We start from the raw sequence: 22052 nt of genomic DNA, 5'->3' as shown, positions 1-22052 counted from the left end.
AGGCTGGAAATTGTCATTGTCGGGTTGATCCGTATCTCGCCCTGCAGGCGGGATTGCTGTGAACCGTTGGACTCAACTCAGCCTGACACGCAGGGGGAGCCTGGCCGTTAATCGGAGGGCGGGAGGATAGACCGCGACTCTGCTGATGTGTTCGGTCTGAGCGTCTCGCGGACGGTCTCTTGAACGACGGGTCAACTCTTCGACTTGTCGATCTCGACGTCGGAGAGTCACCTGTGATCGATACGCACGACCTCACACTATTCGAGCAGCGTCCGATCGGTGCCAGCTGGAGTGGGCGCGCTGCTCGCATAACTCACCATCGCGGTTGACGACAAATGTTCGAGGGTGCCGAGCTTTTGTCCAAACGATGTCACACAACGCAGATGCGGTGGATCTTCCTCCAGGTGAAAGGGAGTGGCGGTCGCTTCCGGGACTTTTGGAGGTGTGCCTGATATGGCGGGGCGGGAACGGCGCGTGACTTTGGCGGAACGGTCAAGGTCAGAACCTATGGTCCTCGCAATTGCTGTTGTGAGGCACAAAGGAGTGGTACCGATGAATGTTGAGGTTCGACGTATCCACCCGACAGAGGCGAAGAAGATTCGTGACCGCCAGCGTCTATGGGCGCCGTCGGGCCCTGTTCCGGCCGGCCGAGACGGCGGTCAACGTCCCTTCCACGGGCCCACAGAAGAACGCCGTGACCTGGTGGTGGTGCAGCTCCGGCGCCCTGCGGGTCTCGACGGCGGCGAACTCGATGAGTCGACCGCCTGGGGGTGCTGCATCCCGCGGGACCAACGAGACCAGCCTGAATGCGAATGGTTGGCGGCCCGAGGTCTGGATGGCCAGCGATGAGGGCCCCCGGGGATCGCACACGCCTCGTCCTCACCGCCGACGGCACCTCTCTTGCGGTTCGTGAGATCGGATCCCGGATGGCGCCGGTCACTGTGTTTTTCGCGCACGGATTCTGTCTTCACATGGACGCCTGGGCACCGCAACGGGCCTATCTGGCCGAGGTCTGGCGTGGGCGTGCCCGGTTGGTCTTCTTCGATCACCGCGGCCATGGTGGATCCGGCGCGGCTGACACCGACAGTTACACGATCAGCCAGCTTGGACGGGACCTGGATGTGGTGATTCGCACGGTGGCGCCACAGGGTCCGATTGTCCTCGTCGGGCACTCGATGGGTGGGATGTCCGTGATGTCCTACGTCGCCCATCACCAGGAGGCCGCGGCCGCGCAAGTCGTGGGAGTCGGGTTGATCTCGACCGCCGTCGACAATGTCGCCGGCGCCGGCATCGGGCGCGCTCTGAATACGCCGGCGGTGACGGTGCTGCGGACGGCATCAACTCACGCCCCAGGGCTCGTCGGCCGCAGCTGGAATCTCTCACGTCGCATCTTGTCGCCAGTGGTCGGCGCAACTTGCCCGCTTGCTCCGAGTGCAAGTGTCCGTGCCGCCGCCACGTCCTACGGGATGGTTCACGCGACGCCGATCGCCACCGTGGCGGCCTTCCTGCGTGATCTGCGGATCTACGACGCTTCCCCGGCGCTCGACGTGCTCGCGAAGGTGCCGGCGTCGATCATCTGTGGAACCCGGGATAGGGTGACCCCAATCGGGCACTCACAGCGACTCGCCGCGGTTCTTCCGCTCGCCGAACTGATCCCGGTGAGCGGAGCGCGGCACATGGTCGGCCTCGAGCGTCCCGATGTGGTGAGCGAAAGTCTCGATCGACTGCTCGGCCGCGCGGTAGGGCGCCGCGAACAGGACACCACCCGCAGATCCAAATCCGACCTCGTCGGGGCATGAAATCTGCGCGTGCCTGACACCTGACGAGGCAACCACTGATGGGAGAAGTGTTGAGTATTCACCAGGACGTTGACCTGTCGTCCGGTCATGCGCACCACCGGCCGGACGCGCTCGTTCACCGCGGGAGGTCGTACACCCGCCATGTTCTGAAACGGGTGGCAGCGTGTGGTGTGCAGGTCGGGGAGCGGCACCGGTGCATCGATCTGCATCACGAACGGCAGACCTACAACCCGTGGCAAGACGCCACCTATTGCCGCTGCGGTCACATCCGGTGGGCCGGCGCGCATGCGCAGTTCGACACCGCCGTCGAACCATTCGAGGTTTTCCCTCATCACCCCTCGGGCCGGCCGGATCCACGGACCTATCCCGGAGAGAATGGCCCCGAACCGCGGCAGGTCAGCGAGCAGCGGCCCATCGGGCGAAGCGAGCTACGCCGATGATCCCGGCAGAGGCGGGCGACCGCGCGGCCCGCGCTGTTCTGGACCTGATCGACCGCCGCGTCGAGATCGACCCCGAGAGCGACCAGTTTCTGACGGCGCTCGACCGTATCCACTTGCAACTCCTCTCGCCGAGGGTGGCCACGATCGTCGCAAGGCGAGCGGAGCTGGGTTTTCCCGCCTACGACGTGAATACCTATCCCCGACGCAATATGTGGCGCACGCAGGTCCCGTTCGAACGAACGAACGGCGGTGTCGTCGTCGAGATTCCCCTCGTCGTGATCGCACCTGTTCTGATCGGCATGATTCCTGTCCTACTCAACATGAATTCGCTTTTTCAGTCTCCGATCACGGATCTGACGGTATTCATCTCTGTGGCTGCAGGTGTGGAGGTCCTCGCGATGTGGTGGTGGATCCGCCGCGATCCCCTCAGACTGACCGCAGCGGACAAGCAGATGATCCGCGGCAGCATTGCCAAGCTCGAGGACTACGTCTCGGCCGGCGGCGACTTCTTCGAACTTCGTCTGGCCATGACTGCGTCCGCGATCGTCGACGATATTCGTGACGTGCCGGGATGGAGTCACGAGGACCTCTACATCCACCGCATCCGGCTCGACGTCGAGGACCAACTCCGAGCGATTCTCGGCCACTGGGGTGAGCTGGCAACTTTCCGGGTCAGCGTTGGCGAACCCACGGCAGGTGTCAGTGCCGAGGCTGACGCGGCTCGGGTCGCCTACCACGGGCAGCGACGGTGGTTTGAACAGGTCAAAGAATCACTGATCGGGCGGGTCGGAGCGTTGTGGACGTATCACCAAGAGCTACTGATGCTCCAGGACTCGATCGACGGTACTGCGGCTCTCGGTCGCATCGGCGCTCACGCACCGGCGCTCGGAGAATTGCTGGTGAACTCGGCGAATGATGACCTCGAGGCTTCGGCGATCGGTGACCTGGCCAATGACCTGGCCGATCTACATCAGGCGCGGGAAGCGGCGCTGGCACAGCTGCACGGCGATGTCACCGGCTTCGATCGGCGCAGCTGATGGGACGCAGCCATGACCGGATCAGCCCAGATCGCGGCGACGGTGTGTTCGATCCCGACCGGGGCGACAGCGACGTCGCCACCCGCAAGGAAGGCGAACTGATCTCGCAGCACGCCTACGACACCCGCGCCGATCTCCGCAGCGGAGCACGAGAACTCGACGACGCCACCGAGAACCTACCTGGATTGACCCGGGCGCAACGGGATCTCAACCGCGCCTATCCGCGGCCCACGCCGGCGGCAATCGGAAACTCTCGGCTACGCCCGCAGCTGCCACCGGCGATCGAACTCCGTCGCACCCTCTCGGCACGACAACGGAACACCCGATCCGCGGCGAAGCGCCGCGTCCTCGACACGATGCCGAAAGCCCAGTACACGGCGCTGGCGGCGTTGACGTCGGACCCGAAGACCTGGCGGGAGACGAACAACGCCCTTTCCGCGGTGGCCGGCGACGCTGTCGAGCTCGACGATGCTCGCCGTAAGCAGGTCCAACGAGTGGACCGGGCGATTCAACGATACGAACGCGAATCCGGACGAGGTCATCTCGTGTACACGTCGGTGAGCATTCCCAACGCGGTCGTGAACCCGGCGGATCTGCCCTCGACGCTATCACCGGGGACGGTCCTGTCCTTCGACCGGTTCACTGCAGCAACCCATTCGCTGCACGAGCTGGACTCGACCGCCCGGCCCACCGATGTCGTCTTCGAGATCCAGACCGACCGGGGCATGTACTACGGGCAATCTTCTCGCGTGGACAACTCGCACCACTTGCTGCCACGGGGAATGCAGCTTCAGGTGGTGGGGGCTCATTTTGTCCCATACGAGCGGCCCGGACAGCCACCGGGGGAGCGCTTGGTCGTCCAACTCGTCGATCACGAGACGCCATGACGAGTCGAGGCAGGCGTTCGAGACAGATGCAACCCACCGGAAGGAACACACATGACTGCGGACAAGCCGCGCCACCGGCGCCCCGACCTGACTTTTCATCCCGATATCTTCGGTGCGCCCGCGCAATTCAGAGTGGTGAAAGCCGCGCCACACGACGATGCGGATCCGACCGCGGACACAACGCAAGGGAAGGAGGGCTCCGGCGCCGACGCTCATACCGGGCGACGAGATGGCAAGGGGCTGTGAGCAGAAAGAGAAGTCGGAGGCCACCTGCAGGATGGTGTGCCTCCGACTCACCCGGTGCATTCTCAGTACCCATACCCTATTTGATCTTTCGCATCCGGTCCAATTCTCCACGCGCTGTCGGCCGATGTGGATGCCGGACTGGGTTGGCGCGGTTGTGAGTTCGGTCGAGTTGTACAGGTCCCTCTCTACTGTCGGTGATCGCACGACACCCTCGCGGTCATCGAGACAGTACTTCCGCCCTTGGCCGCCACATCCTCGGCAAAGGAGACATCATGGATTTCGCATCGATCATCGTCGGCGTCGCAGTGGCCGGCGCATCAGCCGCCCAGGGCGGCGGAGTGGACCCCGCGATCACCGACAGCGTCACGGCGGTCGCACAGGACCAGGCGCCAGCTCTCGTCCAGTATGTCCCGGACCCGCAGCCCTATCTCGACGACGCAGTCGATGCAGTACAGCAGGCGCAGGAGCAGCTGCCCGCCGAGTGGCATGCCGAGATCGAGAACGCCATTCCACCGGAAGTCCAGGATGCCGCTGCAGGGGCCAGGGAGCAGCTCCCGCCCGAGGCGCATGGCCTGATTCCCGAGGTGGTCCTGCCCGCCCCTAGTCCAGGACCCGGGCCCGCCGGCGGTGTCGCCAACCCCGCAGGACCCGCAGCTCAGGCATCGTCATCGGCTCCGCAGCAGGAGACGAAGCCGTTAGTTCTGCCTCCTGTCGTCAGCGGGGCATCCACCACTGCGGCCGGCATCCCCTCCCTGACAGGAATGCTCGCCCCGACCGCAGTCAGCGATCTGACCTTCGATCCACGCTTTCCCCGCAATCTCGAGTTCGCGCGTGCGGTCATCGAAGCGGCGATACGTGCGATCGGATTGCCCTACCAATGGGGCGGAGGTCTTCTCACCGGACCGTCGATGGGCGACGGCACCGGAGGAGCTACCGCCGGTTACGACTGCTCGGGGCTTACGCGTTTCGCCTACTACATCGGCACCGGAGGCACGAAGGTTTTGCCCCGCACCTCACAGGAACAGTTCCGGGCAGGCCAGCAGATCAGCATGGACCAAGCCCAGCCCGGTGACCTGCTGTTCGGGAACTGGCAGGCAGACGGAGCCAACCACGTCGCGATCTACCTCGGCGGTGAAAAAATGATCGAGGCACCGCAGACCGGCCAGCGCATCCAGATCAGCGCCGTCCGCCCGGACATGATCCCTGCCCGCTTCCTGTGACCCCAACCGGGCCAACGGGGACGGTACCCCGCGCTGATCCCGAAGCGGAACAATACGATCGCCACCATAAACCCAGACCGGCAACAAGTCGTGTCGCGACGTGCGGCACGACCGCAGAGACGAAGGAGACAGTGCCACATGACCATTACGCCAGCAGCCCACAAGAAGGCGATCGAGACCGCACGAAAGAATGCGGAAGCACTGGCGCAGAAGGCAATCGAAACACGAGTCGCGCTTGTCGGAGCCATCGGTGAAGCAGTGGAAGAGCTTGCCGCACTCGATTCCGCACGAGAGGCAGCAGTAGAGGCAATCAGGACGGCCCACGAGAACGCGATCGACGGCGGATGGACAGCCAAAGAGCTCGCGGCCATGGGGTACACCGCCCCGAAGAAGCGGAAGAACACCTCCGGTAAGGCCTCGCGTGGTGGCGTCAGTAAGGACGCGACTGAGACGACCGATGTCGCAGATGCTGCTGCACCGCAGGAAGGCGATCAGCCGCCGAGCGCCGACGGGCAGGTCTCCAGCGAGCGCGAACCTGAGCATTCCTACAGCTAGGAAGCAGTCCGGTGGTGTGGCCCCAGCCCTCTCGGGGCGCCGTCTTCCTGATCCTGGTCGGGAGACGGCGCCCGAGGGCTACCAGGAACTTTCGCCGGGGCTGGCATGTGTCAGAGGGTGCCGTCACGATGATCACGAGAAGGAGGTGGCATGACCAGTGCACAGACGTCTCCGCAGCAGTGGGCACGGGGCATGCTCGTCCCCGGCCGGGCCGCGGTTCTGGACGTTGAATCGACCAATTTGGACGGCAGCATCATCGAAATCTGCGTTTTGGACGCCGCGACCGGGGATCCACTGCTCGATACCCTGGTCGATCCGGGCGAGGTTGCGATCCACCCGGACGCGTATGCCGTGCATGGAATTGCCCCGGCCGATCTGATCGGCGCACCTGGCTGGTCTACGGTCCACCAGGCTTTGATTTCGGTGACCGCTGGTCGAGTGACGCTCAGCTACCACAGTGAGTTCGACAAGGGTCGCGTTCTCCATGATTGTGCTCGGCACGGTCTCGACCCTGCGCACCTCGCCGACCCCGAGATGTGGGGATGCATCATGCGGATGCGATCGCAGGCCGAGGGCACCGAGAAGAGCATTCGGCTCGATGGCGGACACCGAGCCCGCAGCGACGCCGCGGCCGCCCGCACCGTCTTGCTCGGCATCGCGGAGGGCACCTCGGCGCCATCCACGACCGTGGACCCCGCCACTACCTCCCATCGGCCGGCGTAGTCCACCGTGCCGCACGTTCGAGGCGGTTCCGGTAGCAGTCCCCTTGTGGGTCTGCTCTCTCGGCTGGTGCCTTGCTGGGTTCCGGGTTGTGATTTACCCTGGGATCTGGAGGTGGTTCGTGATGACCGCAGCACATCCCCGGCCGGATCTGGAGGCGTATAACCAGGCCGCCCGTATGTCCCAGCCCGAGCTGGTCACCGCGTTGCGGGAGCTGCTGGGCGCGAAGCTGGTCGCCTATCTGGGGCGCGTCAAGGAGACCCGTGCAGTGCGCCAGTGGGCAGAGGGCACACGGACGATCGGTAGCGACTCGGATGTGGAACGGCTGCGGATCGCGTACCGGGCGGCACGGCTGATCACCGCCCGCGACACCCCAACGGTGGCGCAGGCCTGGTTTCAGGGTTTGAATCCGATACTCGACGACCGCGCCCCCGCCTTGTTGCTGCGCGAGGGGGAACTCGCCGATGTCGGCCCGCAGGTCCTCGCCGCGGCCCGGCAATTCGCCGCGGTCGGATGACCCAGGGCGATTATGCCCTCGTCGCCACGGCGCAAGGGTCGATGTGGTGCGCCCACCGATATGGGTGCGAGGTCTATCGGGTGGGGTTCGCGCCGTCGCCGTGGGAATGGACACCGTGGGTGTACGCCACCGACGGCCGGTTCACCGGCCGGTGGGACGACCCGGACGGTGTGTGGCGCACCCTCTATGTCGGTGCCAGTCGATTGGCCTGCTACCTCGAGGTCCTCGCCTACGCCCGGCCGAGCGCGCAGGTGATCGCCGATCTGGACGAGATCGTCGTCGACGACGAGGATGCAGCCGCGTTCCCCACTGTCGAACCCGGCCGGGTGCCGCGGTCGTGGTGCGTGCCTCGCCTGGCCGCCCACGGCGCGCTGACGGGGTGGTTCGCGGTCCCCGGGCATCCGGAGACGCTGGCCACGCTGCGTGTCGGGTTTCGGTCGGCCGCGATCCGGCACGGACTCGATGATCTCGACGGCGCCGCGATTCGGGACGGCCGCCCGCGGGCGTTGACACAGGCAATCTCCAAGTGGATCAACACCCTTGGCGGTCCGGACGGATATCCGATTACCGGTGTCGAGTTCGACTCGCGCCACGGTGACGGGCTGCGGCTGTGGGCAGTCTACGAGCGACCGGGTGACCCGGTGGTCAGCCCCCACGTCACCGCACTGGATCAGATGCCGGTGGCACCCGACGACAGTGACCTTATCCGGGCGATGCGGCTGCTCGGACTCGAATGGGACGACACGTGAGTCCAGCCCCTACGTGATCACGAGATTGTCGCAAACTTCACGGCGGAACCACAGTCGCGGCACTGGTTGGGTGGGTGTGGTCACCTGAGTAGGCCCCCGTTCGGCCACTGATCGTCACGAATCCCCGGTCCCGGCTGAGGGGGCGGTGGTCCTGGACAGGTGGTGGTGCCGGGTGGGCGGCCGAGGTCCACAAACGACGCGCCACCGCGCTGACTCTCTTGGGCCCGGTACCGTGATACTCGCTCGCCCTCAGACGAATTCGCGGACCCGGGGGAGGACTTGGGCGAGTTCTTCGAAGAGCTCCGGCCATCCGCGGCGTAGGCGGGTGATGCGACCGTGTTCGAGGAAGGCGCCGTCGAGCATGTGGGAGACCCGTAGGTGCCCCTCGGGGGTGCCGAGTTGGCGGAGTTTGTCGTAGACGGGGTTCACCGGTAGCTGGTGTGTGGCGATGTATGCCCAGATCTCGTCGGTGTCCCAGTCCCAGACGGGCCCGAAGACACGGGTTCCGTCGGCTCGGTCGATGACGCCACCGTGGTGTCGGCGTTGCTCGGTGGTGTTGGTGCAGCAGCCGTCGCAGTCGCGTGTGACCTGGCTGCTGAGTGCGTTGTAGTAGAGCGACCAGCGTCCGGTGCCCTTCGCGGATTCGTCGGCTCGTACGCCCCAGATTTCTCCCGGCCCGTGTGCCGCGTGCGCCGCACGGGAGGGTGCACCGATGAGGATCTCGCGCAGCTTCTGGCTCATGGCCCGGGTGGGCTGTTGGTGGTCCCATTCGCCGGACTGGGCGAGGACGGTCAGCAGTGGTGGGTCGGCTCGGTGGGGTTCGAGGTTCAGGTTCCAGGTGTCGGCGAGTGCGGTGATGTAGGTGTAGGTCTCGGGGTACTCGAGGCCGGAGTCGAAGAACACGACGGGAATGTTCGGTTCGACCTGCCGGGTGAGGTGGAGTGCGACGAGTGAGTCCTTGCCGCCGGAGAAGGCGAGGTACCCGTCGTGGTCGTCGAGGTGCCCGGCGATGCGCCCGGTGAGGGCCCTGAGGTCGCGGCGGGGCCGGCGCAGTGCCCGGAGAGTGTTCAGGTCCAGGCCGTCGGGTTCGGGCTTGCCCGCCACACGCCCTCCTCACGTTGTCCGGTCGGTATCGAGATCTCGCAGCTTCTGTCACACAGTGTCCGCCCGGCGGATCTTCCTCCAGTCGTAGGGGCGGTTTCTTATTGCCTGGGCATGTGAGGAGTGTGGTGTGGGGAAACTGTGCGAGGTGGCCGGCCGGCAGGACGTCGTCGCCGCGGCATTCGCGTCGACGAAGACGCGCGAGGTAGTCGAGCTGGCGAGGGTGGGCCGGTGTGCGAGATGCGCAGCATCCTCGGTTCCGGTGGAGGCGGTGACCAAGGTGGTCTCCCGAACGTTCACGGGTTACGACTGCTGGAAAGCGCCTGCGGAGAGTGGGTTGTGCACGTCCTGCGCCTGGGCCTACCAGTACCCGGATCTGCGCAGGAGCATGCATGTGGTCACCACACGACCAGCAATGAGGGCAGTGACCGCGGCGGATCTCGAACGGATCTTGTCGCTGAGTTTCGTCAAGTGGTCTGGCCCCGTTGATCGGCATGAATTGCGGCCCCACTGGTGGGGTCAGGCGCGTTTTCGGTGGTGGGTCTTGCTGGTGCGCAGGCGATAGGATTGGGTGCCGGTTTCGAGGATGTGCGCGTTGAAGGTGATGCGGTCGACGATCGCGGCGACGAGCCGTGGATCGGGAAAGACGGTGCCCCACTCCGAAAACGGAAGATTTGATGCGATCCCGATACTCGCCCGTTCCTCCCGTTCAGTGATGATCTGGAACAGCATTTCCGCTCCACGGGGATCGATTTGGACGTAACCGAGTTCGTCGAGCAGCAGCAGATCCAGGCGCCCGTAGCGGGCCACGACGCGGGAGAGGATCCGTTCGTCGGCGGCCTCGACGAGTTCGTTGACCAGTTGGGCGCAGGTGATGTAGCGAACTCGGCGGCCTTGTTCACAGGCGGCCAAACCGAGTCCGATCAGCAGGTGCGATTTACCGGTGCCGGAGTCACCGAGCAGCACCACCGGTTCGCCGGCATCGAGGTAGCCGCCGGCCGCGAGATGCCCGAGTGTGCCCGCGGAGATGCCCGGCACGGCATCGACGTCGAAGTCGGCGAGCCGTTTGATGCGCGGGAACTTGGCGTCGTTGAGCCGACGGGCCCGGCGTCGTTCGGTGCGGTCGTCGACCTCGGCGGCGAGCACTTCGGCGAGAAACGCCAGATGTGATTGTTGTTCGCGGGAAGCGATTTCGGCGATCCGGACCGCTTCGGTCCGGATGGTCGGCAGATGCAGTTCGCGGGTGGCAGCGCCGATCGCGGCCTGGGCTGCGGCGTCGGAGGAGACCATGTGAGACCTCAGCTTCCGGTGAGCAGGGTGTCGTAGGCGGTCAACGACGGAACGGGACGGTCGTAGCGGGTGAGCACCCCGATCGGGACCGCGGGGGTGGAGTCGGTGCGGGCCAGCCGGCGGGCATCGATGAGGACGAGTTGGGGATCGACGCACCCGGTCTCGATGGACCGTTCGAGGGCCTGTCGGAGAATATCGGGCGCCAGGCCGCGGTGCGCGAGCAGCACGTCGATCAGGGCGCGGGTGCCGGCGCGGTCACCGAGCAGGTTGCGGGCGCTGTCCCAGTACCGCTGGTGGCTGGCGGTGAACGCCCCGGCCGCCTTGGCCTGCGCTAAGGCGGTCGCCCCGGGAAGGGCGCCGGGTTTGCGGATCAGCACCTCGAGGTAGTGATCGAGGGTGAGGACCTCGGTGAACCGGCCGAAGGCCCGATCGTGGACCGCGACCGTGCGGGACCCGTCGAGCACCTCGACCAGGCCCGCGCTCAGCCGCACCGGCAACCGCCGGCCCGCGTAGCGGGCGGGCACGGAATAGAAGTTCTGCCGCACCGACACCCGCGCATGGGTGTCGACCCGCGCATACAGCAGTCGCGCGCAGTCGAACCGCTCGGCAGGCAGCCGAAGCAACTCCGGTTGCTCGCCGGCGAACGCGGCCGCCACCGTCACAGGACGGCCCCCGATGACCCGGGCGTCGTCGAGCAGGTCCGCGGCGGCGATCTTCTCGTTGAGCTCGGTCAACGACGCCACCTTCGGCACCGGAACCATGTGCCGGCGCCGGAATCTGCCGATTTCGCCTTCGACGCCGCCCTTCTCGTGCGCGCCCTTCTGTCCGGGTATGCAGAAGAACGAATCGAAGCCGTAGTGGCTGCGCAGGGCGACGAATCGGTCCGACTCCACCCGGTCGCGACCCCGAAGTACCCGCACCACAGCGGGTTTGAGGTTATCGTAGCGGATGCGGTGCGGCACCCCGCCGTACCACTCGAAGGCCCGCACATGTCCCTCGAAGAACGCCTCCTGCGCCTGGGTGCCGAACACCGCGTGGCAGCCTCGTCCGGAGTGCGATAGGCGCATCACGAACATCCAGCACTTGGTCATCTCCCCGCCGATGACCGCGTAGACCTCCCCGAAGTCGACCTCCGCCTCGGCGGCCGGCAGATGGGTCTGCGGCACCGTCACCTCGATCTTGACCAGTCCCAACTCGCCGCGGCGGCGGCGCACGTACCGGGTCACCGACGCTTCCGACATCGTCGCCCCGTGCTCGGCGACCAACCGCTGCCACACCCTCCGCGCGGTATGTCGCTGCTTGCGCGGTGCCTGCTGGTCGGCGATCAGCCAGGAATCGATCAGCTCGGCCCAGTCGTCGATCGCCGGCCGGACCCGGCGGCGATACGGTTTGCGTGGTGGTGGCACCGCCGAGGCCAACGCCTGCCGCACCGTGCGTCGATGCACCCCGTGCCGCTGGGCTAACTCCCGAATCGACAATTCCGAATCCCGCCGATCACGGCGGATCTGCTCGAACAATTCCATCCGCGAACCCGATCTCTTCACCGGACCTCCCTCGCTGAAACACGTCCAACGAGGAAAATCCGAACCCGGGTGGGGCCAAGATTCGTGCCGACACGCCGCACCACCCGTCCGCGACCACCAGCCACCTCAGCCGGAGCCGGAATTCGTGACGATCAGTGGCCGAACTGGGGCCTACTCAGGTGACCACACCCATGTCGCGGCCACTCGAGCCGGACACCGCCGTGGTGGTGCCCTTGCGGCCCGGTCGAAAGCACATTCTGCCGCACGCGCGGTGGGGTGGGATTGCTGTGGAGGACACGTGCCTGCCGTGGACTGCGCGTGATGTCGCGGCGGTGACAGCGATGCGCCGACTGCGGGCGCTGGGGTTCGGTGCCCGGATGCTCGCCGAGCCTGCGGCCCCGTATCCGGTGCTCGCGAGGATCGCTCCCAGGCGGTGGCCGGCGGTCTTCGCGGACTGGGATCGTCTCGCCCCGTACCGCCAGGTCGGGCAGTGGTGGGAGCTCGCGCTGCGAGCCACCGTGTCGGCGAGCGCGAAGGGAATGAAATGACCAGCCCGACCGATCGATGGCTCGCGGCCGCACCGGCGGGGCTGCCGCCGCTCGAGGGTCCGGCGTCGACGGCCGAACGCCTCCTGTTGTTGTTGCACTACGGGATCGACTGGGATTCGGGATGGGTCGGCCGGCGACGGGAAACGTACTGGACCCAGCACCTGCCGAACCGTGTTCGGGTCGCCACCTATATCGGTGGCGGCGATCTCGACCGGTGGTGGTCGGTGGTCTCACGGTCCCTCGAATCGGAACCGACGAATACCGACCAACGGCTGGAGCTGGCGACGTTGCTGCGTGAGGAGTCCGAGCCGGTGCTGACGTTGCTGCGTGAGCGTCCCACGTCGTACGTGCTGCGCACACGGATCGTCGCCGAAGCCGTGGCCGCCGCTCGCTCTTCGGGAGGGAAAAATCGATGAGGTCGACGGTGCGCTGGGATGTCGAGCTGACCGCGTTGTCCTCGATCTCCCAGAAGGGGGAGGACTCCGGAACGACGACGACACTGTTCCGGCGCGAGCCGGTGATCCAGCCGGACGGAATGCCGGTGCTGGTGCCGATCGTATCCGGGAACTCCCTGCGCGGCGGGTTACGCAGGATCGCCGAGGAGCTGTTCCGCGATGTCATCGGCTACGAACAGCAGATCCCGCTCTCGGCCGCGCACGCGCTACGCAACGGCGGCTCTCTGACGAAGGTCACCGGCGACGGTCTGACCGGCCGCCGGCGGCAGCGACTGCGGGAGCTGGTTCCCCCGATCGGGGTGTTCGGCGGCAACGGCGGAGGTCAGCCACCGATCGACGGCTGCTTGAAGGTGGGCAAGGTCATCCCGCGGGTGCGTGAGACGGAGACGATCATGACCCGGGCGTATGACGGCCGGCTGATGAGTCAGTTCGAGTTGGTTTCCCTGGAGAGCTACAGCCGATTCGACGACACCGACACCCGGACGTTCCCCGAATCCTCCGCGGGGGGCAGAGCCGGCAAAGATGCCGGCTCGTCGATGCTGATGCGATTCGAGATCGAAACACTCCCTGCGGGAACCCGTTTCGAAACCTTCTTGCGGCTGGACCGGGCCACCTCACTCGAAATCTCGTTCTTCACCGATGTGTGGGGCAGATTCGCGCGTGACGGATTCCTCGGAGGGCGCAGCGCGATTGGTCACGGGCGGGTCCGCGCCGAATCGGATCGGGTGGTGTTGGCCGGCCCGGACCCGCAGTCAGTGGACTGGCGCGTCGAGCTCGCACCACTGCGCGATGAGGTCATCGAAGCACTGTGCTGGCTGACATGACGGGCACCGAGGAGATGGCACCGTTCGTTGTCCGGGCGCACTTATCGTCGGGACTGGCGCATGCGACGCCGTGGGGAATCAGTCTCGACGGGATCCTCGCCGCCGAACTGTGGGCCGATCACAAGGCCGCGGCACTCGACCGAGGCGAGGATGTTCCGGCGCTGACACCCGAGTGCGCCCCGCCCGACCTCGAGCTACCACTGGCGCGATGCGAGCTCGCCGGCGAGGACTGGCATTGGTGTGCGACGTGCTCGTTCCCCGAGGACCCGGCCGGTGATCCGGTGGTGCGGCACTGGGCGTCGCGGGCCGATCACCGCGGGCTCGAGCAACTCAGTCACACCCTGCCGGCGGTGATCTCTGATCGGCAGGGCCGCTACCGGGCCCGCTACATGCCCCTGATGATCACCAGCACTCGCACGGTCACCTGGCGCGGAGTCGGAGATCTCGACGCCGTCGCCACGATCCTGGGTGGCCTGGATGTCATCGGTAAGAAGCGGGCCCATGGTGAGGGCCGGGTCCTGCGGTGGGAGTTCGAACACTGCCCCGCAGCCGACCGGTGGGCGTCGGCGCACCTGCATAGCGACGGCACTCTCGGGCGCACCACACCACCGGCCTGTGTACCCGAGCTCTTGGAACCGGAATCGGCCGGCTTCGGGTTGGCCGGCCTGCGGCCGCCGTACATGCACCCAACCCGAATGAGGCATCTTCACCTACCTCGATGAGCCGCCGTGTGGTGCGGCTCGCCGACTATTCGGAACGCGGGAGGTCGGGCACAGCGACCGGTTCCGGCAACGTCCAGCGAGCAAGTGGGGTATTCGATCCGCTCGGAGGATAGAGCGCGACCTCGGTGATCGACACGTCATCGGTCAGCTTGTCCCCGATTCCGGGGAACAGGACGAGGCCTTCGGCGTGGCCGTCGAGGGCGTTGTTCCCCATCGCGGTGGGGACGTTGCCCCAGGAATTATTGCCGGTGATGGTCTGTCCGCTGAGCGTGCGGACCTTCCAGTTGGTCGATGTCGCGTTCAAGGTTCCGGAGTCGACGTCTAGCACGATCGGGAACAACAGTATCCGCGGCTCCCCCATGGAGGTCTTTTCGATCAGCTGGGGCTCTTTCACCTCGATGCGGGCGGTGACGTCGGCGGCGGTAATAGTCTGAGCGGTTCCGCCGATGGTGTCCAAAGCATCCGACGAGATCGTGGTCCGGTTGGTTGCTGCGGTCGTGGTCGTAGATCCAGTGGTGGTCATCGCTGCCGAGGTAGCGGTTTGACTAGTGACGGCGGTCTGTTCGTCGCCATTACCGCACCCGAACAGGGCAAGTCCCAGTGCGGTGCAGGCTGTCACGGTGATCGCGGTTCTACGGATGAGCATCGTTGATTCCCCTTTCTCCCCTGACTGACCGGAGCCCTGCGAACAGGGTCGTAGTCGGTCTCCATGTGCGTCCGGGATGTGACGCGGACGACGCCCTCGAGAGTAGCTGTGTGAGAACGGTGTCCTGTCATCGGTGTCGCGGAATGGGTTGACATGACTGTGAACCGGCTGAGACCTAGGCCAGGCCTGCGTCTCCACCTGTCCTAATGAGTATTGGGGTTTGTCGAGCGCGTTCCATTACGCGATGTCACTCACCACGTATACCGCGGACTTTCCTCCTAGTGACAACAACCTGTATTTCGTCGGAGAGGGCACCACGGATATGACAGATAACGCAAATCGAACTCGTCTGGGATTCGTCGCTAGAACATCGTGGCGCCTCAGAGGTGCGAGTTCGCGTTGGGTTGTCCAGGTTCGACGCTACCGTCCGCCACGCAGACACACCCTCTGCGGGAAAGGGGAGATGAGCGAGATGAGCGATACCGACACACGGCCCAGGATCGAGTTGGAAGGCCCGGAGTGGCGAGACTTCGCGCTCTGCCGAGTCACCGATCCGGAAGCGTTCTTCCCCGAAACGGGGGAGAACGGCCGCCCCGCGAAGCGGGTGTGCGCGGGATGCGAGGTTCGTGAAGACTGCCTCGCTGAGGCGCTGGCCCACGATGAGCGGTTTGGGATCTGGGGTGGGCTGACCGCGGCCGAGCGACGCAAGCGATACCCGAAGCGACACCGGTGACCGGCATGGCCGTGGACTTCGCACACACTAGCCACGCCGAAGGACAGCGACGCACCAACGCGATCCACCTCGCCCGGTACCTCTGGGATCGGGGCCTTGCCCCGGCCGACCTGCTGTCACTTCGGGCTGAACAGCTTCGTCGACCTGCGCGGACGGTGGGCGTTCATCCGCCGCGCTCGGCGGAAACCTGGTATGTCACAGCCAGGTTGCTGGAGCAGAAGACGCGGTTGGGCGCAGGCGCATCCGGAGCACCCCGCTGCTGCTCACGCCCGCTTGGACGAGCGGGAATTGTGGATCCCGTCGACGCAGCCGGATCCAGAGGCCGGTGGGGACCTGTTGTAATGGAGAACCGGCGAACGGGGGAAGCGATGAAGGTGTGCCCCTTTACGCCAAGAAGCAGGAACAGGAGATGAAATGTCGGAGCTGTCGTGGATCACTGCCCAAGAGTTGTACGACCAGGGATATACGGTCAATGGAGCGCGTCAGCTCTTCGGGGAACCAAGGACAAGCCCTGATGGGGCCGTCGGCTGGGAAGTGGATTGGATCGACCGCGCCGAGGAAAGAGCGCTTACCCCTGTGCTGCCCTTCATTATCGAACGTCTGCGCGGACATTCTGAGGTGGGAGAGGCCGCTGGCGAGCTGGTCAGGCTCTACGAGGAACTCAATCGTCGAGCTGGAATTGTCGGTGCACCCGATCCGCTCCATCACCATGAAATCTCCGAAGATGAGCTGGTAGAGCTGGGAAACGACCGTGATGCCCTGAATGCGATCTACGGGTCGCCGCACCGTTGGACGCAAGAGCCTGTGGTCGAGGGCAATCCGGTCCCGTTCACATCGCAGGCACCAAGCCGGTTCGGAGATGGGGCGCGGTTGGTAGGAAGCCGGACGCTTCGGTGGTGGCTCAAGAGTGCAGTAAGCGAAGTAACGAACGAGCAGATTGAGAACTCCTGAAAATGAAAATGACTGGTGCAGAGGGTATGTGATGATAATCGGAGTCATCGCGGAGTCGATGCTTGTGGATTGTGCGAGAATCCTGGCCGGCGGCCGCTGTGGCTACGGTCGCTTCCGGGCAGGCCGTGCGGGCCCGACCTGATCGCAGCAGCTGGTTCCTTCGCGACGGTGTCCGGTGCCGCCTCTGGGCCGGACGGCCGAAACAGTGGTGGGGTGTCGCCGCGCGTGGGGCGATGGTAGCCATCATCGTCTGCGCCGCCCTTGCCAACAACGCTCGGATTCAAGTGCGATGAACGCCGTTCCACCGGGTGCTGTGGGAGCAGGGTGGTCGGGGATTTCGACTCAGCTATCAACCGTTCGGGATCACCCGGCGGTGTAGTGGGTGGCGGGTTCGCCGGGGTGTAGTCGGGTTTGGCTGCTGGAGTCGGGGAAGCGGCCGTCGTGGTCCGCCTGTGCGGTGCGGATCGCCGCATCGGCCATCGGCGGAATCAGGTGATCGACCAAGGTGGCGTGCGCACGCCGTCCGGGTGCGGGGGGGGGGCGGTCCTACGACTCCTTCAGTACCGTACCCAGCGTGTGCTGACCGCGTGAGAGTTCGCGCCGGGCCCTGCAGCTGCTTGATCCGCCGCCCGCACTCGCTGCAGTTCTCCGTTGACCATCCCAGAACAAGCGTGGAAAACAGGGTCACGAGCCCGCCGTCTCGTCCGACTGCCGCGGACGCGGCATCGGCACCGAGATTCTCGCCATGATGTCCGCGATTGCTGGATCGGCGTACGGGTCCGGCTGAATCCACTGCACCGTGCCACGCGTACGCGCATCGAGATCGACTCGCCGGCGGGTGCCGTCCGGAGACTGCGCGGTGAGTTCGCCGACGGCGACCCATTCGGTGTCGTCGGCGCCGCGCGCCTTGTCGGCACGTCGCGTCTGAGCCGTCACCCGGGCAACGGTTGCCGGATCGTCGACCGGGATCAACTGCCGCTTGTTATCGAGCACCCGCACCGGGTGAGCATCGGGATCGACGCGCACCACACCGTATCGGCGGTCACCGCGCAGCTCCGGATGCATGGAGCCGACCAGGAACAGTCGCCCGTCGACGACGACGCTGCTCCCGCCTTCGGCACAGACGCGTTCAATGGTCAACGTCCCGTCCCCGGCACGGTCGCACCGGAACACTTCGTGTCGGGAGGTGATCCAGCACCCGTCGCGGTCGGCGTGGACCTTGCGGGTCCACTGGTCGGTCGGTGGCTCGATCGTCAGCGGCAGCAGATACTCGACGATTCGCGGTGCTGTGGACCTTGTATCAATGTGCAGCAGGAGAGGATTCGACCGATCCATCACCCACACGTCGGGTCCGTCGACGGAGACCGCGCCGGCGACGAACTCCACCTTGGTGGCCGGTGCGTCGTCGAGGTCCAGGTCGACTAGCACTCCAGTCCCCTGGAAGTGGTCCTCGGTCGAGGGCGTCTCCCAGTTCGACCAGAAGCGGTGCGGGGTGGACTCGACCTCGGTCAGTCTCTCGGTGCCGTCCACGGCGCGCAATCCATTGCTGGTGTGTTCGATGCGCTGTTCGACAAGCTGGACCTGTCGAACCCTGCCGCGAACCGGTACGGGATTGTCGGACCCCGTCCAGAAGATATCGGCGACGAGTCTTCCGGTGAGTTCGACTCGTCCTGTCCGGGGGCGGTCGGACATCCACTCGGCGGACCATCCGTCCCCGATGGCCTCGAGCGGCCACCGCAGTCCACCCTCCGGGTGGCTGTAGGGGGTGTTCCCGTACTCCGGCCGGACGGTTGCCCGCACGGTGTGCCCATATGGTGAGGGTTTGTGGCCGGTGGGGTGGAAGGTCAGCACGACTTCGACGACGTCACCGGGAGCGGGTGGTGCGAGCGAGTTGTCATCGAGAACCCATCCAGGGACGAACACAGCAAGAGTGCGATTAGCCGTTTCGGCGAGCATCGTCACGCCCCACGCACTCGACGAACCGATGGACGACGCCATCGGGCGCGGGGCTACCTTGCGCTGAAGAATACCGTGACGGTCAGAGTCGGCGATAGCTCTCCGTAGAGGATCCGCTTGCAAAGCATCGTCCGCCAGCGGTCGGGTTGAACTCGCTCGCCGTTTGTGTTCGTGTTCCGGCTCGATCGGGTGATGGACGAACCGGGCTGGATCGGTGGTCATGGGTGACCGCCGACGCGGTGTGAGTGATTGCGAGCCGCGCGCCGGCGACCTCTGATCCCCGGGATATCCGCCGGCCCACGGACGATTTTTCCGCGGCGCCGGGTGCGCTCGTCCCACGTCCCCGGCACAGGGTGCGCCGGGGACGTGGGACGAGCGCAGAACCTCCTGTTTGTGCAGGTCAAATCGTATAATCGAGGAGTCTAATTCGGTAGCGAGACTGACCAACTCGCTCGACTCTGGAGGATTTTCTGTGGCTGATTTGGCGACTGCTGTGACGGTGTTGGATGCGAATGGGCGGGCCGGTGTTCCGTCGTTGTTGATCTCGGGTCCGGGTATGGGTAAGTCGAGTCTGGTGCGGGGGTTGGCGGTGTCGGACGGGGTGCTGTGCGAGACGGTCCTCGGGTCGTTGCGTGAACCGGCCGACTTCGCTGGCCTGCCGGTGGTGCGTGAGCACGGGGTGACGTTGGAGGCTCCGGACTGGGCGAAGCGCATTTCCGCCGAGGGTGGTGGCTATCTGTTTCTCGACGAGTTGACGACGAGTCCGCCTGCGGTGCAGGCGGCGATGCTCGCGGTCGCGTTGGACCTGAAGGTCGGTGATCTGCAATTGCCGAAGGGCACGCGGGTGATTGCGGGTGCGAATCCTCCCGATTGTGCTGCCGGTGGGTACGAACTGGAAGCGCCGCTGGCGAATCGGTTCTGCCATGTGGAGTTCACTCCGTCTGTGGACGAGTGGTTGGACGGTATGGCGACGGGGTGGGCCACGCCGCCCGCCTCGCGTGCGGTGGCGACGGACGAACAGCGGGTGGCGCTGGTGCGTAGTTCGATCACTGGATATGTCCAGCGCAACCCGGAAGCGTTGGACGCGTTCCCGTCGTCGGCGGCGCAGAACGGGGGAGCGTGGCCGTCGCGGCGCACGTGGGCGATGTTGGCGGCGGTGTTGCCGCATCTGCGTGACGACGACAACGCGGCGATCAATGCGGCGGTGTTCGGGCTGATCGGTGAGGGGGCCGGTGTCGAGTTCCTGGAATGGCGCAGGAACGCCGATCTGCCCGACCCGGTGGCGGTGATCGAGAATCCGGAAGCGGCGTTCGACTGGCAGTCTCGTCCGGACCTGGTGTGGGCGGTGTTGTCGGGTGTGACGGCGTGGGCTGCGGGGCGGGGAACCGTCGAGGCGTGGCGCAGCGCGTGGGGTCCGCTGATCGCGGCTGCGGAAGCGGGTGCCCCGGATGTGGCGGGCGCTGCGGCGCGGACGTTGGCGAAAGCACGGCCCGCCAAGGCTGTGGTTCCGGCTGCGGCGAAACGGTTTGCCCCGATGTTGGTGGCTGCCGGTTTGGTCGGTGAGGCGGCGTGAGCGCGGTGCGGGTACTCGACCCGGACGAGTTGCGCGCGTTTCGGTTGGCACGGTTGGTTTCTGCCGAACAGATGCCGTACTTCATGCGGGCGTTGTTCGCGGCTAGGCCTGTGGCTGCGCCGGGGCTGGGCACGTTCGCGGTGGATGCGCAGTGGCGGTTGTATCTCGATCCGGCGTTGTTGGTCGGTGCGAATGCGTGGCCGGTCCCGGTGGCGGGTGCGGTTCTGTTGCACGAGGTTGGGCACTTGTTGCGGGCACATGCGGTGCGTGCGGAGTTCTTGCCGAAGCCGGTCGCGCACTTGGCGTGGAACTACGCCGCCGATGCGGAAATCAACGATGACTTGCTGGCGGCCGGGGTCGGGCTGCCGGAGGGGGTGATTACCCCGGAGTCGTTCGGGTGCGCATCGGGAGGCATCGCGGAGGACTACTACATGAGTCTGGTAGATCCGTCTGCCCCTCCGACTGCGAGCGAACCCGCAGGCGGCGATGGTGATCCGGGGTGCGGGTCCGGTGCGGGGTGCCCGGCTGTGCCCGGCGAGTTGGGTGTGGCAGGGAGTGAGGTGACCGAGGGTCTCGACGGCGCGGAGGCTGACCTGGTGCGGCGGTATGTCGCGCAGGCCGTTCGTGAGTGTTCGGGGAAGGGGCGGGGGAGCGCCCCGGCCGGGTTGGTGCGGTGGGCCGGTGAGGTACTGGCACCGCCGACGGTGGCATGGGATCGGTTGTTGCGTGCGGTGATCCGGCGCGTCTTGGCGGATCAGGCGGGGCGGACGAACTACACGTATTCGCGACCCTCGCGGCGCGGGATCCCGGGCATCATCGCCCCGGCGATGCGCGGCCCGTCGATCACGGTTTCGATTGTGGTCGACACGTCGGGATCGATGTCGGCAGATGATCTGGATGCGGCGATGAGTGAGGTTGCCGGGGTGCTGCGGGCTGGCGGTGTGGCACGTGATCGGGTGCGGATTCTGGCCTGTGATGCGTCGAGCACAACGGCGCAGCCGGTGCGGTCCATCGCGGACGTGAAGCTGATCGGCGGCGGCGGCACCGACATGCGGGTGGGTATCGACGCGGCGAATGCTGCGCGTCCGCAGCCGCATGTGGTGATCGTCCTGACGGACGGGGATACGCCGTGGCCGGATCGCCCGTCGCGGTCGCATCTGGTGTGCGCGGTGATCGGTAGTGACACGGCTGCGGGGCGTACACCGTCGTGGGCGTCGACGGTGTGCGTGCCGGTCGGTGCGGGAGTTCGCGCATGAGCGCGGCAGGAAGCGGCGACCTGGTCCGCTACGCCGACCGGGTGTTGGCCGGTACCGGGATCGCCGCCCATCAGGTCGCGGCGGTAGTGGCGGGTACGGCGACCGATGCGGCGGCGGAGGCATTGCGCGCCGGTTGGCGCTGCGCCGCGAATCCGACGCAGGCCGGGAGCGGCGAGGGGCGGGGTTCGGCATGAGTGTGGAATGGTTCGACGGGCGTTCCCCCCTGAGTGAGGACATCGTGAACACTGGATCGTGAAGGTCCAGAGGAAGAGATTCACTGATGGTCATGAAGGCGTACTCGGCG

The 22052-nt window shown here is 65.9% G+C and carries 26 protein-coding genes; 19 read left to right on the top strand and 7 right to left on the bottom strand.

Translation table 11 applies throughout. The features are described 5' to 3' along the window. The first annotated feature begins 552 nt into the window (after positions 1-552). The 10 genes from ACH49N_RS38280 (at position 553) to ACH49N_RS38235 (ending at position 8170) form a co-directional block, all read left to right on the top strand. Positions 553-849: a hypothetical protein gene (locus ACH49N_RS38280; protein WP_358278550.1), complete on the top strand. Its 297-nt coding sequence runs from the start codon at positions 553-555 to the stop codon at positions 847-849. After that, on the top strand, positions 846-1799 hold the full coding sequence (locus ACH49N_RS38275) for an alpha/beta hydrolase (protein ID WP_358278548.1): 954 nt from the start codon (positions 846-848) through the stop codon (positions 1797-1799). Before ACH49N_RS38280 ends, ACH49N_RS38275 begins: the two co-directional genes overlap by 4 nt. 436 nt (positions 1800-2235) lie before the next feature. Next, the gene (locus tag ACH49N_RS38270; RefSeq protein WP_358278546.1) at positions 2236-3276 is read left to right on the top strand and encodes a hypothetical protein; all 1041 of its coding nucleotides are present in this window, start codon (positions 2236-2238) and stop codon (positions 3274-3276) included. Then, positions 3276-4163, top strand: a complete 888-nt coding sequence (locus ACH49N_RS38265) for a hypothetical protein (RefSeq protein WP_358278544.1) — start codon at positions 3276-3278, stop codon at positions 4161-4163. Before ACH49N_RS38270 ends, ACH49N_RS38265 begins: the two co-directional genes overlap by 1 nt. Positions 4164-4214: 51 nt before the next feature. Beyond that, positions 4215-4409 (top strand): hypothetical protein, encoded by a 195-nt coding sequence (locus ACH49N_RS38260; RefSeq protein ID WP_358278542.1) that lies wholly within the window; start codon positions 4215-4217, stop codon positions 4407-4409. A 272-nt stretch (positions 4410-4681) separates the two neighbouring features. Then, positions 4682-5629 (top strand): NlpC/P60 family protein, encoded by a 948-nt coding sequence (locus ACH49N_RS38255; RefSeq protein WP_358278540.1) that lies wholly within the window; start codon positions 4682-4684, stop codon positions 5627-5629. Between the two features lie 138 nt (positions 5630-5767). Continuing rightward, positions 5768-6184, top strand: a complete 417-nt coding sequence (locus ACH49N_RS38250) for a hypothetical protein (RefSeq protein ID WP_358278538.1) — start codon at positions 5768-5770, stop codon at positions 6182-6184. Between the two features lie 150 nt (positions 6185-6334). Then, positions 6335-6907 carry a 3'-5' exonuclease gene (locus tag ACH49N_RS38245; RefSeq protein WP_358278536.1) on the top strand — a complete coding sequence of 191 codons (573 nt, stop codon included), beginning with the start codon at positions 6335-6337 and terminating at the stop codon, positions 6905-6907. A 121-nt stretch (positions 6908-7028) separates the two neighbouring features. Next, positions 7029-7421, top strand: coding sequence for a hypothetical protein (locus ACH49N_RS38240; protein ID WP_358278534.1), 393 nt, complete (start codon positions 7029-7031; stop codon positions 7419-7421). Continuing rightward, positions 7418-8170, top strand: coding sequence for an RES domain-containing protein (locus ACH49N_RS38235; RefSeq protein WP_358278532.1), 753 nt, complete (start codon positions 7418-7420; stop codon positions 8168-8170). The genes ACH49N_RS38240 and ACH49N_RS38235 overlap by 4 nt, the downstream gene beginning before the upstream one ends. Positions 8171-8419: 249 nt before the next feature. On the opposite strand, the gene ACH49N_RS38230 is transcribed toward ACH49N_RS38235, so the two are convergent. From ACH49N_RS38230 to istA, 4 genes are all read right to left on the bottom strand, one after another. Then, positions 8420-9274 (bottom strand): phosphoadenosine phosphosulfate reductase family protein, encoded by an 855-nt coding sequence (locus ACH49N_RS38230; RefSeq protein WP_358278530.1) that lies wholly within the window; start codon positions 9272-9274, stop codon positions 8420-8422. A gap of 48 nt (positions 9275-9322) precedes the next feature. Then, positions 9323-9571, bottom strand: a complete 249-nt coding sequence (locus ACH49N_RS38225; RefSeq protein WP_358278528.1) for a hypothetical protein — start codon at positions 9569-9571, stop codon at positions 9323-9325. 219 nt (positions 9572-9790) lie between these two features. After that, positions 9791-10561 carry an IS21-like element helper ATPase IstB gene (gene istB / locus ACH49N_RS38220; protein ID WP_358278526.1) on the bottom strand — a complete coding sequence of 257 codons (771 nt, stop codon included), beginning with the start codon at positions 10559-10561 and terminating at the stop codon, positions 9791-9793. Positions 10562-10569: 8 nt separating this feature from the next. Beyond that, positions 10570-12084, bottom strand: coding sequence for an IS21 family transposase (gene istA, locus ACH49N_RS38215; RefSeq protein WP_358278552.1), 1515 nt, complete (start codon positions 12082-12084; stop codon positions 10570-10572). 191 nt (positions 12085-12275) lie between these two features. Between istA and ACH49N_RS38210 the strand changes: the two genes are divergently transcribed. Genes ACH49N_RS38210 through ACH49N_RS38195 form a run of 4 tightly spaced genes read left to right on the top strand, consistent with a single transcriptional unit; the run spans position 12276 to position 14633 of the window. After that, positions 12276-12632, top strand: a complete 357-nt coding sequence (locus tag ACH49N_RS38210) for a hypothetical protein (protein WP_358278524.1) — start codon at positions 12276-12278, stop codon at positions 12630-12632. Next, positions 12629-13048: a hypothetical protein gene (locus ACH49N_RS38205; RefSeq protein ID WP_358278522.1), complete on the top strand. Its 420-nt coding sequence runs from the start codon at positions 12629-12631 to the stop codon at positions 13046-13048. Before ACH49N_RS38210 ends, ACH49N_RS38205 begins: the two co-directional genes overlap by 4 nt. Beyond that, positions 13045-13911: an RAMP superfamily CRISPR-associated protein gene (locus ACH49N_RS38200; RefSeq protein ID WP_358278520.1), complete on the top strand. Its 867-nt coding sequence runs from the start codon at positions 13045-13047 to the stop codon at positions 13909-13911. The genes ACH49N_RS38205 and ACH49N_RS38200 overlap by 4 nt, the downstream gene beginning before the upstream one ends. Next, positions 13908-14633 carry a hypothetical protein gene (locus ACH49N_RS38195; protein ID WP_358278518.1) on the top strand — a complete coding sequence of 242 codons (726 nt, stop codon included), beginning with the start codon at positions 13908-13910 and terminating at the stop codon, positions 14631-14633. Before ACH49N_RS38200 ends, ACH49N_RS38195 begins: the two co-directional genes overlap by 4 nt. A gap of 25 nt (positions 14634-14658) precedes the next feature. On the opposite strand, the gene ACH49N_RS38190 is transcribed toward ACH49N_RS38195, so the two are convergent. Next, positions 14659-15279, bottom strand: a complete 621-nt coding sequence (locus ACH49N_RS38190) for a hypothetical protein (RefSeq protein ID WP_358278516.1) — start codon at positions 15277-15279, stop codon at positions 14659-14661. A 463-nt stretch (positions 15280-15742) separates the two neighbouring features. Between ACH49N_RS38190 and ACH49N_RS38185 the strand changes: the two genes are divergently transcribed. Together ACH49N_RS38185 and ACH49N_RS38180 are read left to right on the top strand one after the other, a co-directional pair. Beyond that, positions 15743-16012 (top strand): WhiB family transcriptional regulator, encoded by a 270-nt coding sequence (locus ACH49N_RS38185; protein ID WP_358278514.1) that lies wholly within the window; start codon positions 15743-15745, stop codon positions 16010-16012. 414 nt (positions 16013-16426) lie between these two features. Then, entirely contained in the window at positions 16427-16963 is a 537-nt protein-coding gene (locus tag ACH49N_RS38180; protein ID WP_358278512.1) for a hypothetical protein, read from the top strand. A gap of 363 nt (positions 16964-17326) precedes the next feature. Here the strand turns inward: ACH49N_RS38180 and ACH49N_RS38175 are convergent, their stop codons facing one another. Together ACH49N_RS38175 and ACH49N_RS38170 are read right to left on the bottom strand one after the other, a co-directional pair. After that, positions 17327-17467, bottom strand: coding sequence for a hypothetical protein (locus tag ACH49N_RS38175; protein WP_358278510.1), 141 nt, complete (start codon positions 17465-17467; stop codon positions 17327-17329). Positions 17468-17647: 180 nt separating this feature from the next. Beyond that, the gene (locus ACH49N_RS38170; RefSeq protein ID WP_358278509.1) at positions 17648-18961 is read right to left on the bottom strand and encodes a hypothetical protein; all 1314 of its coding nucleotides are present in this window, start codon (positions 18959-18961) and stop codon (positions 17648-17650) included. 430 nt (positions 18962-19391) lie between these two features. Here ACH49N_RS38170 and ACH49N_RS38165 point away from each other — a divergent pair, with 430 nt between their 5' ends. Genes ACH49N_RS38165 through ACH49N_RS38155 form a run of 3 tightly spaced genes read left to right on the top strand, consistent with a single transcriptional unit; the run spans position 19392 to position 21942 of the window. Beyond that, positions 19392-20492 carry an AAA family ATPase gene (locus tag ACH49N_RS38165; RefSeq protein ID WP_358278507.1) on the top strand — a complete coding sequence of 367 codons (1101 nt, stop codon included), beginning with the start codon at positions 19392-19394 and terminating at the stop codon, positions 20490-20492. Further along, the gene (locus ACH49N_RS38160; RefSeq protein WP_358278505.1) at positions 20489-21748 is read left to right on the top strand and encodes a VWA-like domain-containing protein; all 1260 of its coding nucleotides are present in this window, start codon (positions 20489-20491) and stop codon (positions 21746-21748) included. The genes ACH49N_RS38165 and ACH49N_RS38160 overlap by 4 nt, the downstream gene beginning before the upstream one ends. Next, positions 21745-21942 carry a hypothetical protein gene (locus tag ACH49N_RS38155; RefSeq protein WP_358278503.1) on the top strand — a complete coding sequence of 66 codons (198 nt, stop codon included), beginning with the start codon at positions 21745-21747 and terminating at the stop codon, positions 21940-21942. Before ACH49N_RS38160 ends, ACH49N_RS38155 begins: the two co-directional genes overlap by 4 nt. Positions 21943-22052 lie beyond the last annotated feature (110 nt).

Origin of the sequence: Rhodococcus sp. NPDC019647 (assembly GCF_044389235.1) — a bacterium.
Lineage (GTDB): Bacteria > Actinomycetota > Actinomycetes > Mycobacteriales > Mycobacteriaceae > Rhodococcus_F > Rhodococcus_F oxybenzonivorans.
This window is presented reverse-complemented; position numbering and strand designations above follow the sequence as displayed.